The organism is Trichocoleus sp. FACHB-90 (assembly GCF_014695505.1).
GTDB classification, from domain to species: Bacteria; Cyanobacteriota; Cyanobacteriia; order Cyanobacteriales; family FACHB-T130; genus Funiculus; species Funiculus sociatus.
Window position 1 is genome coordinate 18,269 of sequence record NZ_JACJOK010000106.1, and the last position, 14,138, is coordinate 32,406.

At 40.1% G+C, this 14,138-nt stretch carries 10 protein-coding genes and 1 pseudogene; all 11 read left to right on the top strand.

Annotation, left to right across the window (positions count from 1 at the left end; all coding sequences use genetic code 11):
• Positions 1–14: 14 nt before the first annotated feature.
• The 11 genes and pseudogenes from H6F74_RS28765 to H6F74_RS28810 all read left to right on the top strand — a co-directional run bounded on the left by H6F74_RS28765 (position 15) and on the right by H6F74_RS28810 (position 14,126).
• Complete coding sequence (locus H6F74_RS28765) at positions 15–1,139, top strand: glycosyltransferase family 4 protein (RefSeq protein WP_190445517.1); 1,125 nt, start codon at positions 15–17, stop codon at positions 1,137–1,139.
• A 114-nt stretch (positions 1,140–1,253) separates the two neighbouring features.
• A complete protein-coding gene (locus H6F74_RS28770; protein WP_190445518.1) occupies positions 1,254–2,423 on the top strand; it encodes a glycosyltransferase family 4 protein in 1,170 nt (389 codons plus the stop codon).
• A gap of 61 nt (positions 2,424–2,484) precedes the next feature.
• Positions 2,485–3,477, top strand: a complete 993-nt coding sequence (locus H6F74_RS28775; protein WP_190445519.1) for a glycosyltransferase — start codon at positions 2,485–2,487, stop codon at positions 3,475–3,477.
• A gap of 74 nt (positions 3,478–3,551) precedes the next feature.
• The gene (locus H6F74_RS28780; RefSeq protein ID WP_190445520.1) at positions 3,552–4,823 is read left to right on the top strand and encodes a lipopolysaccharide biosynthesis protein; all 1,272 of its coding nucleotides are present in this window, start codon (positions 3,552–3,554) and stop codon (positions 4,821–4,823) included.
• Positions 4,824–4,998: 175 nt separating this feature from the next.
• Positions 4,999–6,012: a glycosyltransferase family 2 protein gene (locus tag H6F74_RS28785; protein ID WP_190445521.1), complete on the top strand. Its 1,014-nt coding sequence runs from the start codon at positions 4,999–5,001 to the stop codon at positions 6,010–6,012.
• A gap of 68 nt (positions 6,013–6,080) precedes the next feature.
• Positions 6,081–7,037 (top strand): beta-1,6-N-acetylglucosaminyltransferase, encoded by a 957-nt coding sequence (locus H6F74_RS28790; protein ID WP_190445522.1) that lies wholly within the window; start codon positions 6,081–6,083, stop codon positions 7,035–7,037.
• A complete protein-coding gene (locus H6F74_RS28795) occupies positions 7,034–8,065 on the top strand; it encodes a glycosyltransferase family 2 protein (RefSeq protein ID WP_190445523.1) in 1,032 nt (343 codons plus the stop codon). The genes H6F74_RS28790 and H6F74_RS28795 overlap by 4 nt, the downstream gene beginning before the upstream one ends.
• Before the next feature lie 460 nt (positions 8,066–8,525).
• Positions 8,526–9,473, top strand: a pseudogene (locus tag H6F74_RS28800) (IS630 family transposase).
• A gap of 1,016 nt (positions 9,474–10,489) precedes the next feature.
• Complete coding sequence (locus H6F74_RS30805; protein ID WP_277875892.1) at positions 10,490–10,618, top strand: hypothetical protein; 129 nt, start codon at positions 10,490–10,492, stop codon at positions 10,616–10,618.
• Positions 10,619–11,140: 522 nt separating this feature from the next.
• Complete coding sequence (locus H6F74_RS28805) at positions 11,141–12,109, top strand: beta-1,6-N-acetylglucosaminyltransferase (protein ID WP_190445524.1); 969 nt, start codon at positions 11,141–11,143, stop codon at positions 12,107–12,109.
• A 142-nt stretch (positions 12,110–12,251) separates the two neighbouring features.
• Positions 12,252–14,126: a hypothetical protein gene (locus tag H6F74_RS28810; RefSeq protein WP_190445525.1), complete on the top strand. Its 1,875-nt coding sequence runs from the start codon at positions 12,252–12,254 to the stop codon at positions 14,124–14,126.
• Positions 14,127–14,138: the final 12 nt, after the last annotated feature.

Here is a 14,138-nt window from a genome sequence, read left to right on the forward strand (position 1 = left end):
ACTTTCCGAATTATATGCACATTATTGCTTTAGAGAATGAGCCATCTTCTCGTCGTGGTGGACAGGAGCTAAACTTACTAGAAATTTGTCGCGGTCTTTCTAAACGTGGGCATAGTATCACTCTTTTATATCTCAAAGAAGGGGATCTGCTTAAACATTATCAAGAATTTTGTAGTCAGTTAGTTAACGTTAAAACTTTTATGCTAGATCGGCATAATATAAATTATACGTTTAATTTCTTGGCAGACATTTTTAGGGTTGCGGTTACTAAAAATAGCGTTGTTTACAGCAATCGTTATCAAGACATTTTTTTTGGATTTGTATTATCCTTATTAAATAATATTCCCCAAGTTTGTTATCTCCAGCTACCTCCACCAGGGGGATTTGGGCGTCCGCATACTATGGCGCTGAAGCGCGTAAAAAAGTTTATCGCTGTTTCAAACAAGACAAAGTTAGATTGGATTAACAGCGGTTTTAAAGATGAGAGAATTGACGTTGTATATAACGGAGCTGATTCAGCAGTATTCAAACCATCAAAAGATTTTTCCCTAACTAGAAAGGAATGGAATATTCCTGAAGGAACTAGAGTTATTTCCTATGTAGGAAGGCTGGATAAAGAAAAGGGGCTGGAAACTCTGCTCAAAGCCTTCGCTGCAATTGTCAAAAGTGGCGCTAACCCTAAGCTATTGATTGCTGGAAAGCCTGTAAGCGAGGCTGAGGAATACCAAAAATCCTTAGAAAAGCTAGTAAGCGATTTGGGTATAGAGAAGTATGTGAGCTTTCTTGGTCATGTAGATAATACTACATCTGTTTATCAAGTCAGCGATATAACAGTCCTGCCTAGCCTATGGTCTGAACCCTTTGGAAGAACGGTTGTTGAGTCAATGACTTGTGGAACTCCTGTGGTAGCTAGCCGAACTGGGGGTATTCCGGAGATATTGACAAAAGAGTTTCAAAGTGGGCTGTTTGAAGCTGGAGATGAACGAAATTTGGCAGATACTCTAAATCGAATTATCAATTGGCGAGATAAAGATCGGCAATTGGGTGACAGATGCCGCGAGTATGTTTTATCCAAATTTACTTTAGACAAACTAGTCGAAGGGATTGAGCAAGTTCTATTAGGAGTTGTTAAACAATGATTGTTTTATCGGGAACCTATGCCACCCAACTATAAAGTTCTAAATTGTTCCAAGTGGCGGTACTAACTCTAATACCGCTTTCAGATATTAAATAAGCTAAGGAGATGCAAATTTATGCACATTATTGTTTTAGAGCAGGAACCCTCTTCTCGCCGAGGCGGGCAGGAGCGAAGCCTGTTACGTCTTTGCTCTGAGCTATCTCAGCGTGGACATATTATCAGCCTGCTTTATACGATAGAAGGGGACTTAGTGGCGCAGTATCAAAATTTTTGCGTCCATGTAATCAAGCTTAGCTGGTTTACAGTTTATCAAAAACTATTTATTTTTAGGTTCCTAACTGGTCTTTGGAAGGCTACTTGGATACTTAATACAAGTAAAGATAGTATTGTTTTGAGTAATCAGTATCAAGATAGTCTTTTTGGTCGCCTTTTGGCTTTATCCAAAAATGTTCCCTTTGTTTGTTATCTCCGTATACCTCCACCTGAACCCCCAAGTACATATGTTGAATGGCAGTGGAACATTGGACTTAAGGGCGTAAAGCAGTTTATTGCAGTCTCCCACCAAACTAAGCTGGATTGGGTTAGCAGTGGCTTTAAAGAAGAAAAAATTGATGTTGTACATAACGGGGTTAGCCCGAAAGTATTCAAACCTGCAAAGGATTTTTATGCAATCAGGAAAGAATGGAATATTCCCCAAGATATGAGATTAATTTCGTATGTCGGCAGGTTAGATAAAGAAAAGGGGCTGGAAACGCTGATTAAAGCCTTTGCCTTACTGCTGAAAAGTGGTATTAGCGCTAGGCTATTAATTGCTGGTAAACCTGTAGTCCAAGGTGAGGAATACAAAAAATCCTTGGAAAAGCTAGTAAGCAATTTGGGTATAGAAAAGTATGTGAGCTTTCTTGGTCATGTAGATAATGCTACGTCTGTTTATCAAGTCAGCGATATAACAGTCGTGCCCAGCCTATGGTCTGAACCCTTTGGAAGAACGGTTATTGAGTCAATGGCTTGTGGAACTCCTGTGGTAGCAAGTCGAACTGGAGGCATTCCGGAGATATTGACAGGAGAGTTTCAAAGTGGGCTGTTTAAGGCCGGAGATGAACAAGATTTAACACATAATTTGATCCAGATGATCAATTGGAGAGATAAAAATGCTCAGCTAGGTAAGAGATGTCGCGAACATATTTTATCTGAATTCACTGTAGACAGAATGGTTGACGGGGTTGAAAAAGTAATACTGAGGGTTATTGAAGATACAGCAGCCCTAACGGCTGACCCAACTTAAAATATACTACCAGTTCGACATCTAAAATTATTCTTTTCTCCTCAAATCAACAAAAGACAACATGCCAGCCATATCTGTTATTATTCCTGCTTACAATGCTGAACGCACGATTCTAAAAACTATTGAATCGGTGTTGCAACAAACTTATTGTAACTTTGAGCTGATTGTAATTAATGATGGCTCTAGCGATGGGACTTTAGAATTGATTGGCACGGTGCAAGACCCTCGTCTCAAAGTGTTTTCATATAGTAATGGAGGTCTACCAGTAGCTCGCAATCGCGGTATTTCGCATGCTACTGGAGAATTTATTACATTTATCGATGCTGATGACTTATGGACACGCGATAAGTTAGATCTACAGCTCCGAGCATTGCAAGAGCATCCCCAGGCTGGAGTTGCTTATAGCTGGACTCGCTTTATGGATGACAAAGGGGAATATTTTCATGGAGGTAGGTCTGTAGTCTTTGAAGGTAATGTATATCGAGATTTGTTACTCGGAAATTTCATAGATAGCGGCTCCAATGTTATGATCCGCAGGGAAGCGATCGCATCTGTAGGAGAGTTTGACCCCACTCTGAAATCTTGTGAAGACTGGGAATACTGGCTACGGTTAGCTGCTCGTTGGCATTTTGTTGTAGTTCCTAAACCACAAATTTTTTACCGACAATCTTCAGGGGCAATGTCATCCAAAGTTGAGGTGATGGAAAAATATCATTTAATTGTAATTGAGAGAGCATTTCAAGAGGCTCCACTGGAATTACAACCCCTCAAGAATCAGAGCATAGCTAATGTCTATCAGTTCTTGGCGCACCTATGCTTGACACGTATTTCAAATGCTGACGGAGCTAAGCAGGCTGCTCAGAAATTGCAAAAAGCCATTAGCCTGCGTCCACGAATTTTGCTAGACAAAAGCGCTCAAGCTTTAACTATCAAGCTGCTATTGATTCGAGTCCTCTCACCTATAATTGCTAGTTATCTGCTCCAAATTATTAGCAAAATTCGCGCTACCCCTATTCAAGGCTCTAAGGAGGATAAAGCTTTCGTATCTTCCTAAAACCCTCTAAGCGAAGCCTTTTTATCAAAAGTGCTTGTGAACTTACTACTTGGATAAGAATTACTAGAACCAAAATGCAAACCATATTAGCCATTGTTCCTAAGCTAAAAAAGAAGCTGTCTAACCCGTTCATCCGCAATATTGGGTGGATGGGTATGTCAGAGCTAGTTCCTCGAATTTTGCGTATAGGAGTAATTGTTGTTTTAGCACGCTATCTAACTTCTTACGATTACGGTTTGGGAGCAATTGTTTTGACGGTTGGGGATTTTACACGGGTGTTCACCAATGTAGGCATTAATGCACAGATTATTCAAACTGATAAAGAAGACTTAAACGGCTTATGTAACTCAGCATATTGGTTAAACTGGTTAATTTATTTCGCGTTATTTGCAATCCAGTGTATTTTAGCTTTTCCTATTTCTTGGTTTTATAAAGAGCCTCGGCTTATTTTACCAATATGTGTCGGAGCAATAGGTTATTTATTTTGGCCTACAGCTGCTATACAGTGTGCGCTTATTCAGAGAGAAAATAGATTAAAAATTTGTGCAATTAATAATCTAACTATGACTTCTATTAGTTATGTTTCATCTGCTGTAATTGCTTATTTAGGTATGGGTGTGTGGGCATTTGTACTGCCTGGACTTTTAACTTCTCCTATTGCAGTTTTCATTTATCGTCATAACCATGTCTGGCGTCCAACTAAGGGAATAACAACAAAGTATTGGAAAGAGCTTCTTAGCTTCGGTAAAAATATCCTCGGTGTTGAATTTCTAAAAACACTGAGAAATAGCTTAGATTATTTAATAGTTGGGCGCTTTTTAGGAGTTAAAGAATTAGGAATATATTTCTTTGGCTTCAATGGAGGGTTAGGCGTTAGTTTAAGTATTATTAACGCTATTAGTTCCTCTGTCTATCCTCATTTATGTGCAGCACGTTCAAACAAGTTTGAATTGAAGAAGCGTTATTTGGAAAGCATCAAAGTTATTAGTTTTGTTATTGTCCCCTTAGTTATTCTACAGTCTAGCTTAGCTCCTTTCTATGTACCTATTATTTTTGGGCAAAAATGGGTGGTGGCTATCCCAATTTTGATTGTGATTTGCCTATCAGCAATTCCAAGACCTTTTGCCGATACATCTGCGAAGCTGTTGGTGGCTATTGGTAAACCTAACTTAGAATTTCGTTGGAACATAGTGTTTACTGGTATGTTTATTGGCGCACTATTTATGGGAATTCACTGGGGAGCTATTGGAGTAGCTATATCTGTTTTTCTGGTTCACGTAATTTGCCTGCCTTTGTTTACATTTTGGGCTACACGTTATGTTTTTCCTAAAAATTTAAGTATTTAAGTCATAAACAGATTGATTTTGTATAATGCCTTTAACAAAATGCTTAAACGAGTCGTTGGAGCGCTACAGGCAATATTTCTCTTTACTAGCAATAAACTTGTAGCCTTATCGCTATTCAAATACACCTCCAAAAGTTCGCGAACACCCGTAATTAAACTTTAGGTTAGATTGAAACATGAAAAAAGTTTCTGTCATTATTCCAGTTTACGGAGTCGAAAAATATATAGCTTCTACAGTGCAATCTGTTCTGGAGCAAACCTATAAAAATTTTGAACTGCTGATTATTGATGATGGTTCTCCTGACCGAAGTGTAGAAATTTGTCAGCAATTTACAGACTCCAGAATTACAGTTATTCGCCAACCAAATCAAGGAGTATGCGCTGCTCGTAATACAGGAATTCGCCATGCGAAGGGAGAATATCTGGCTTTTTTAGATGGGGACGATCTGTGGTTGCCAGAAAAGTTAGAGAAACATATTGAACATCTGGAAAACTCACCTAATGTTGGACTAAGTTTTAGCCGTTCTGCTTTTATCGATGAAGCCGGACAACCCTTAGGTATCTATCAAATGCCTAAGCTTAAAGAAATCACCCCACCCCTAATACTCTGTCGCAACCCAATCGGAAATGGTTCGGTTCCAGTGATTCGGCGAGAAGTTTTTGAAGCAATTAAGTTTCAAGATTATAACGAAAAAAATTGTTACTTTGATGAGCAATTACGACATTTTGAAGATGTCGAGTGCTGGCTTCGCATTGCCTTGAAAACCAATTTGCAAGCAGAAGGTATTCCTGAAGCTTTAACGCTCTACCGAGTCAATTCTGGAGGGGCTTCAACAAACTTTCTGAAGCAATTGGAAGATTTGGAGAAGGTGCTAGAAAAAACCCGTTCCTATGCTCCAGATTTGATTGCTCAGCATGGAAATCGTGCCAAAGCTTATGAGTTACGGAAGCTAGCCCGATGGGCAGTACGTTTGAAAGCCGCTCCAACTGCTGTGGAAATGGCTCATCGAGCTTTATCTATCCACTGGCGCATTATTCTTGAGGAGCCACGCCGGACACTTTTAACGTTGGGGGCTGCTTATTCCCTTTGGCTGCTACCACAACCACTCTACCGCCAGATGGAAAGCTTTGCTTTAAAGATGACAGGAGCTTCCCAAAGACGGCGCATTCTTCAAGATCAATCCCGATAAGTAGCATAAACAGCCACAAATCAACTTTTCTATAAACACCTTATCAACACCAGGATGTATTGAGCATTATGAAGATTGCCTACCTTATCCAAACCTACAAGAATCCAGAGCAAATCTATAGGCTAGTTCACATTATTAAAAAGTCGAGTCCTGACTCTTTCGTACTGGTGAGTCATAACTTCGCTGGCAGTAAGTTAGAGGTAGAACTTTTAGAAAATTTGCCAGATGTTAAAGTCCTGAGTGCTATAGGGGGGAGAGGTAACTTTGCCTTAGTTCAAGCTTATTTAGAAGCGATTGATTGGCTGTTGAACCACAAAATTGAATTTGACTGGCTAATTAACATCACAGGCCAAGACTATCCTACTCAACCGCTTCCCGAAATTGAGAAATTCCTGGCAGAAACTACGTATGATGGCTTTTTTGATTATTTTAATGTGCTTTCAGAAAAATGTACGTGGGGGGCGAAGGATGGACGCGACCGTTACTTCTATCAATACTGGTGGTCAGGCATAGAGTTAGCCAAATGGCAACGAGGTTTACTCAAGCCTCTTCGACTGTTTCTTAATAATATTCAACCTTGGCTCCGGATTGATTTTTCTTATGGATTGATTGTTGGAGTGCGCTCCCTTTTAACCCCATTTAATGAGAATTTTTTATGTTACGGTGGCTCTTACTTTAAAACCATTTCTAGAAATTGCGTTCAATATATCCATGAATTTTCCCAGCAACATCCTGAATTGATCGACTACTACAAAAAAACCCGCCTTCCTGATGAATCCTTTATCCAAACTATCTTAATCAATAGTGGCTTATTCAACTTCTACCCGTGCAATATGCGCTACATTGATTGGAAAAACAGCCGCCACGGGCATCCCGCTATTCTCACCATTGACTATTATCCAAAGTTAATTAGAGACGATATTTACTTTGCGAGAAAGTTTGAGATAGATCGGGACACTAGGATTTTAGATATGCTCGATGAAAGAATCATGCAAACTACTGTACAAGGTTCGTGTTCAAAATGAAAAAGTTTTCTGTAATTATTCCAACCTACAAAGTCGAGGAATACATAGCTGCTGCCATTGAATCAGTTCTTGCTCAAACTTACCAAAACTTTGAAATTATTGTTGTTGATGACGATTCACCAGATAGGAGTGTAGAAATTTGTCAGCAATTTACAGACCCTAGAATTAAAATTGTCAGCCAGAAAAACCGGGGACTAGCTGGAGCTAGAAACACGGGAATTCGCCACGCTCAAGGAGACTATATAGCTCTTTTAGATGGAGACGACTTGTGGTTACCAGAAAAGTTGGAAAAACATTGTGAACATCTAGAAAGTTCCCCATCCGTAGGAATTAGCTTTAGCCGTTCTGCTTTTATCGACGAAGCGGGAAGCTCGTTGGGTACCTATTTAATGCCAAAACTTAAGGAAATTACTCCGCCAGATTTACTGCGGGATAATCCAGTAGGAAATGGTTCGGCGGTAGTGATTCGCAAAGAAGTGTTGGAAGCGATTAAATTTCAAGATAATCTTTACGGTACTGTTGAAGATTTTTATTTTGATGACGTTTTTCGTCAGGCAGAGGACATAGAATGTTGGCTTCGCATTGTTTTACAAACTAACTGGAAAATTGAGGGGATTCCGGAAGCGTTGACGTTATACCGGGTAAATTCTGGAGGACTTTCAGCAAGCCTGCTTAACCAATTCGAGGCTTTGCAAAAGGTGATTGAAAAAACCCGTTCTTATGCTCCAGAATTAATCGCCCAGTGGGAGAACCCAACTAAAGCTTATCAGCTGCGGTATTTAGCTAGGAGTGCGGTGCGTCTAAAAGCCGGCTCAATGGCTGTGCAACTGATGCACCAAGCTTTAGCTGCTCACTGGCGGCTCGTGCTTGAGCAGCCGCGTCGCACGTTAATGACTTTAGCTGCTGCTTATATGCTTTGGCTGCTACCCCAGCCTTTGTACTCCCAAATTGAGGTTGTTGCTTCCAAAATGACAGGGACTACCCAGAAACGTCGCATTCTTCAAGAGCAGTCGGGACAATCCATATAATCAGCTATTGTTTTCCCTTGCATTAAACATAATTCAAACAGATAGAAGAAAACTTTTGCTGTTTAAGTACGTGGAGCAAGAAATGAAAAACTTTTTAGAAATAAAAAATTTATTGAAAGAGCCGATTTAGGGTACATTTGTTGATGCTTTTACTATGTCGATTTTGAATATTGTAAAGCCTTGGGAGCGCTGGGAGGTTATTGATAGACAAAACAATTCTTTCACTACTCAAATTATGTCTCGTGTTTTGACGAAACACTCCAAGTGTATTGATGTTTGCTGTAACGCAGGTGATTTTTTAATTAAGATTTTAGAACTTTAACCTTTAGGGTATTACTATACTTTAGATCCAATACCAAGGTTAGCTAATAAACTTAAAAAAAGGTTTCTGAATATTATAGCAGTTCTCATATTTATGGGGTACGATGTAATTCAAGTATATCAATTATAAAAATCAGCGATGAAACCCTATCCGATTGAATTTAGGCAGAAAATCATTGAAGTCTATGAAAAGGAAAGTATCTCCATAAGGAGTCTGGCTCAACGATTTTATGTTGCTAAAAGCTTTATCCAAAAATTACTCAAGCAATATAAAGAAACAGGAGATATTCATCCTCAGCCTCAAGGGGGAAGCCCTGAACCTAAGCTCAAGGAAGAGCAATTAATTGATTTAGTAGAAATCATCGAAACCAATAATGACGCGAGCCTCGAAGAACTTTGTGACTTACTTGAAGAAAAGGTACAAGTTAGAGTCAGTCGAGCAACAATGGGAAGAATTATACAAAAATTAAACTATAGCGTAAAAAAAAACTCTCTACGCCGCAGAAAAAGAAAGTGAGAAAATACAGGAACAGCGAGGTGAATTTTGGTCAAAAATTCGAGATATCCGGGTAGAAAACTTGGTTTTCATTGACGAATCAGGAGTTAACCTGGCAATGCTGAGGCTTTATGCCAGAGCTTTAAAAGGGAAAAGAGCTAGAGGGGAGAAGCCACAAAAGAGAGGGAAGAATGTTTCTTTAATTGCTGCTTTATCAGTTCAAGAGTTGATAGCATCAGTCAATATTTATGGGGCAGTAGATGGTGATACATTTGAAGCGTTTATCGTTCATAAATTAATTCCTAAGCTCTGGAAGGATGCTTGTGTTGTTATGGACAATGCCAAAATCCATCAAGGAGAGATGGTAAGAGAATTTATAGAAAAAGCCGGAGCAAAACTCCTGTACTTATCTCCTTACTCTCCTGAGTTTTCCCAATTGAAAATTTCTAGTCAAAAGTTAAATCTATTTTGAGAAAGACAGCAGCAAGAACCTACAAAGATTTAATTGATGCTATCACCAACGCCATGCTTGAGGTAACTCAGGAAAATATTCGTAACTGGTTTGCTCATTGCTGTTACTGTGCCTCATGAGTGCGAGAATTGCTATAATTTCAGGCAAATAGCTTTGAGTGATTCAGTGGCAGAAACAACTTTTTGGTATGTAGTCAATTCCTCTGCCCTAAGTAGCTTAGATAAATCGTGCTGGGAGATCCATAATCCTAATGCTCTCACAGAACCTATTCCGACTTAAAAATTTATTCTATAAAGGTAGATGCCGAAGGGGTATTGCAGATTTTTAGAGGCGCTATCCAAACATTAAAGACTCATAAACCTTACATGGTTTTCGAGAGTGGTTTAATCGATACTAAAGAATGTCAAGATGGCAAGTTACAAAATTTCAAATGGCATGATGGCAGAATTTATGACTTGCTTGTAAATGAGTGCGGTCTGCAAATTTTTTAGCTCAAAAATTGGTTAGAGGGTTTAGCCCCACTCAGCCGGGATGAATTGCTTAAGTCTTCTGCCTGGAATTTTGTAACATCGCCATAGTGACAGCTATACTCTGGCGGCTACCCCACCCTGTCTACTACGAAATTGAGGCTGTTGCTTCCAAAATGACTGCGGCTTTCTGGCTAGCCTCATTTTTAAAGGCTCGCGCCTTTAAAAAAATTTGGATAACGTGATGTGGAACTTTATCAATTGAACTCCGTCTTTACGAAAGGGATATTCTACCTCGTTAAACTTAACTTTTGCTTACCCAACCTCCATAAATCATAAATTCTCCTGAGCTTGCCCCGGAAACGGGGCAACTAAGAGGGGTAGGGGTCTTGCGGAATATTGCACATCTTGCGGGGATAAAGTTTACCATCTATCCCCGCAAGATGTGCAATATTGCTGCTTATTGCGGTTATTTTACTCTTGGCGTATGAGTTGATTTTAACTTTAGTAAAAATAACCTTGACATCGAATGTCTCTCTTAAGGAGGAAGCCTGCTAGATTTTCATGTAACAAGATGTATGGATGTTGAGTATTGTTAAAGTCTTGCAATAAACGGTTGCAATGGTGGTTTCAGTCTGGTCATCGGTGTTTAGATTGGGAGCTGTATTATGACCGTAGCTGTAGATAAAAAAAGCTGGGTTCATCAAAGCCGTCATACAAACCGGGGAGCAGCATACTTGTTTGGGTCAATAGCGGACTTCAATGGAATGCCTGAAGTTGGAGGTACTCCCCCCTAAGTTGTTTGGGAGCCAAGTTGTATTTGCTTAGCCGATAAAAGCCAAGAAGCTAAGTGCATACTAATATTTTCTCGCAGGTTTCAATTCATTACGCTGTTCTTGTTGATTGCTGGCTGGTTAATTGGTAGGGAAAAGACCTTTTTGTTAAGGTCATCAAGGTACCAATAAATAAGCAAACATTTTGGCGTTACTGATTACTGTCTGACCAGTAAACGTATAAATTTGCTTGCCCAAAATAGGAGAGAGTTAACATTAGGAAACCTATCCAAGCTTATTCCTACCTGTTAATATTTTAACTTAAATCTTTCAGGCGGAAGAGGATAGTTTTAGGCTGATTGTCAGAAGTTTGGGTGTAATAGTATATACTAGCCGGCGTTGCATCGCTATTGCAAAAGGTGTTTACCCCTTTGTATTTATCCACTTTTATTTGTGTCCAACCAAAGGGATATACATCAGAGGGGTTTCGGTTCGTATAAGCGATGTTTTCACGTTAGACCAATTCATTTACTGGAGACTAAAATCATGAAAGTTCTGTATCTTATCCAGACTCATAAGAATCCAGATCAGATTTACCGACTCATCCAAACCATTAAAAAATCAAGTCCTAGCTCTCAAATATTGATTAGCCATGATTTCAAGGGCTGTAGTTTAGATACAAAAACCATACGACGAAACTTCCAAGATGTTCATATAATTAGAGGTTTTGGGGGGCGAGGAGATTTTTCTATCATTCAAGGCTACCTGAATGCCGTTGAGTGGATTTTGAGTAATAACATTAAATTTGATTGGCTCTTCAACATCACTGGCCAAGACTATCCTATTAAACCACTTCCCCAAATTGAGAAATTCCTTGCCGACACTAAATATGATGGTTTTTTAGAGTATTTTGACGTACTTTCGGAGTCCGAGCAAAATCCTTGGGGTAGTCGGGAAGGTAGCGATCGCTATCTCTACCAGTATTGGCGTTCAGGTGGATACCTATCGCTTTGGCAACGGGCTTTAGTCAAGATTCCCCGTATGGTTATCAATAATGTTCAGCCCCTAGTTCGCCTTAACTCTTCTTATGGAATGATGGTTGGAGTTCGTAGTGATTCATCACCATTTGATGAAAAATTTGCCTGTTATGCAGGATCTTACTTCAAGACTCTTTCCAGAAAATGTGTTGAATATTTACATGACTTTTGTCATAAAAACCCGGACTTAATCAGTTACTACGAAAGAACTTGTATTCCTGATGAGTCTTTTATCCAAACTGTTTTAGTAAATAGTGGGTTATTCAATTTGTCTAATGACCATAAACGGTATATCGATTGGACTGGCACTCGGCACGGTCATCCTCGGCTACTCACAAGTCAGGATTACCCAGCAATAATTAAAAGCAATGCTCATTTTGCCAGGAAGTTTGATATAACCCAAGACAGCGAAATTCTGGATATGCTAGATGCCAGAATATTACAACAGGAGAAAGAATTAAGCTTACAAATTAATTAAGGCTTATCCCTGGAAATAGGTATGTCAACTATAATTCCAGAATTGGAATTATAGTTGACATGGGGGTAAGAGGAATGATGATTTTTTGGGTGCCGCTTGTTGGCCAACCCCGGCTTTAGCTAATGTTAATGTTGGGATAGCCATGTTCCTTTGGGACAAATCCTTTCAAGGGTTCGCGCCGCCAATTTTTGTAAGCTTATTGGTTTTGGCAGTAGGAATTTTATTAGCCAATATAGCCTTCAAAATTATTACCAAGTCAGGTACTTATCAAAGCCGTATTATCGGTCAAGCAGCCCGGATTGCCGTCATTGCCCTATTTGCTACAGTATCACTTCAGCAACTGTGGAATGCAAGAAGTATTGGCAACAGCGCATCGGGACAGGCAGAGGTAGTTACTTCTCGAAACTACCAAAAAAATGTATCTCTGGGGAAGGCTAATGTAGCCTTGGGGGGAGGTGGCTATGTGACGGGTATCTATTTACATCCGTTGCAAAAAGACCTTGTTTACATCAAAACCGATATAGGTGGCTTCTATCGTTGGAATCGGACTGATCAAAGCTGGATTCCTCTAACTGATCACTTTACGCGAGAACAAAGCCGCTACTACGGAGGAGAAGCGCTAGCACTCGATCCGAATAACCCAAATATTGTTTACATCGCAGCAGGTGAGCATTTTGTGAATGGTCCAGGAACAATCTTTAAATCTACCGATCAGGGTGCAACCTGGAAAAAGCTAAACCTAGATTTGCCGATGGGCGGTAATGAAAGTAGACGAGGCATGGGCGAGAGACTAGCTGTCAATCCGCTTAATTCCAAAATCGTTTTTTTCGGTTCGCGGCAGGATGGACTCTGGAAGTCGCTGGATGCTGGCAAAACATGGGCTAAAGTTACTTCTTTTCCCGGAAATCTGAAAAAAAAGATTGGAATCATGGCTATTGTATTTGACAAAAACCAGTCCGGCTTAGTTTACGCAAATGTCTACGAAGATGGAATATACAAGTCTACCGATACAGGTATTACGTGGAGCAAGATAATCGGAAGCCCAAAAAAGGCGATGCGGCTAGCTGTTGGTGGTGACAGTACCCTTTACGTGACGCTCAATGGAAATCCCGGAGTTAAAAAGTATGCAAAGGGGGTTTGGCAAAACATCACCCCTAAAAATGAGAAGGATAACTTTAATGGTGTGAGTGTCAATCCTACCAATTCCAAGGAAATCATCGTTGCTACGAAGCAGCAAAACAAAAATACTAAGATATATCGCTCAATAGATGGCGGAGCCACATGGACAGAGCAAAAACGCTCCATGAACAACACTGTTGCTTGGTGGTCAGACTATATGCTCTCAAATCCATCAGTGTCTGCTATTGAATTCGATCCAAAAGTTGCAGGAAGAGTTTGGTTAACTGATTGGTACGGGATATGGCGGACAGATAACATTAGCAAACAGCCTTCTGTCTGGACTAATTATCAGAAAGGACATGAAGAATTAGTCATCTTTACTCTGGTTGCGCCTCCCAAGGGAGCTTTGCTATTGAGCGGTGTAGCAGATGTGGACGGTTTCTACCATAACAATGGATTGAATGCTTACCCATCCAAAACGTTGGGTGGAGGAGATAAGAGTGTTTCATTTCAGGATACTTACAGCATTGCTTACAGTGAAAGCGATCCCTTAAAAATGGTGCGCGTGGGCGGGACTCGCTGGAACAATAATTATACGGGTGCAACTTCAACAGACGGCGGTTTAACCTGGAAGCAGTTTGCTTCATTTCCAAAAAACAAGATGCCGATCCGAGTAGCAATGTCGGCGACTAATCCAAATCAGTTTGTGGTAATTGTTAGCGGTGCTACGGCTCGACGCACTTCAGATGGCGGCGCTTCTTGGACAAAAGTTACAGGATTACCCGACGGTATCCAGGGTAGGGCTAATTTATTGTCAGCAGATGAAAAAGCTTGTCGAGGTCATGCTGGAGAAAACGTTGGGCTTTGGACAACGAACGGTACCCCCAATCACGGATGAGGTTAAGGACAA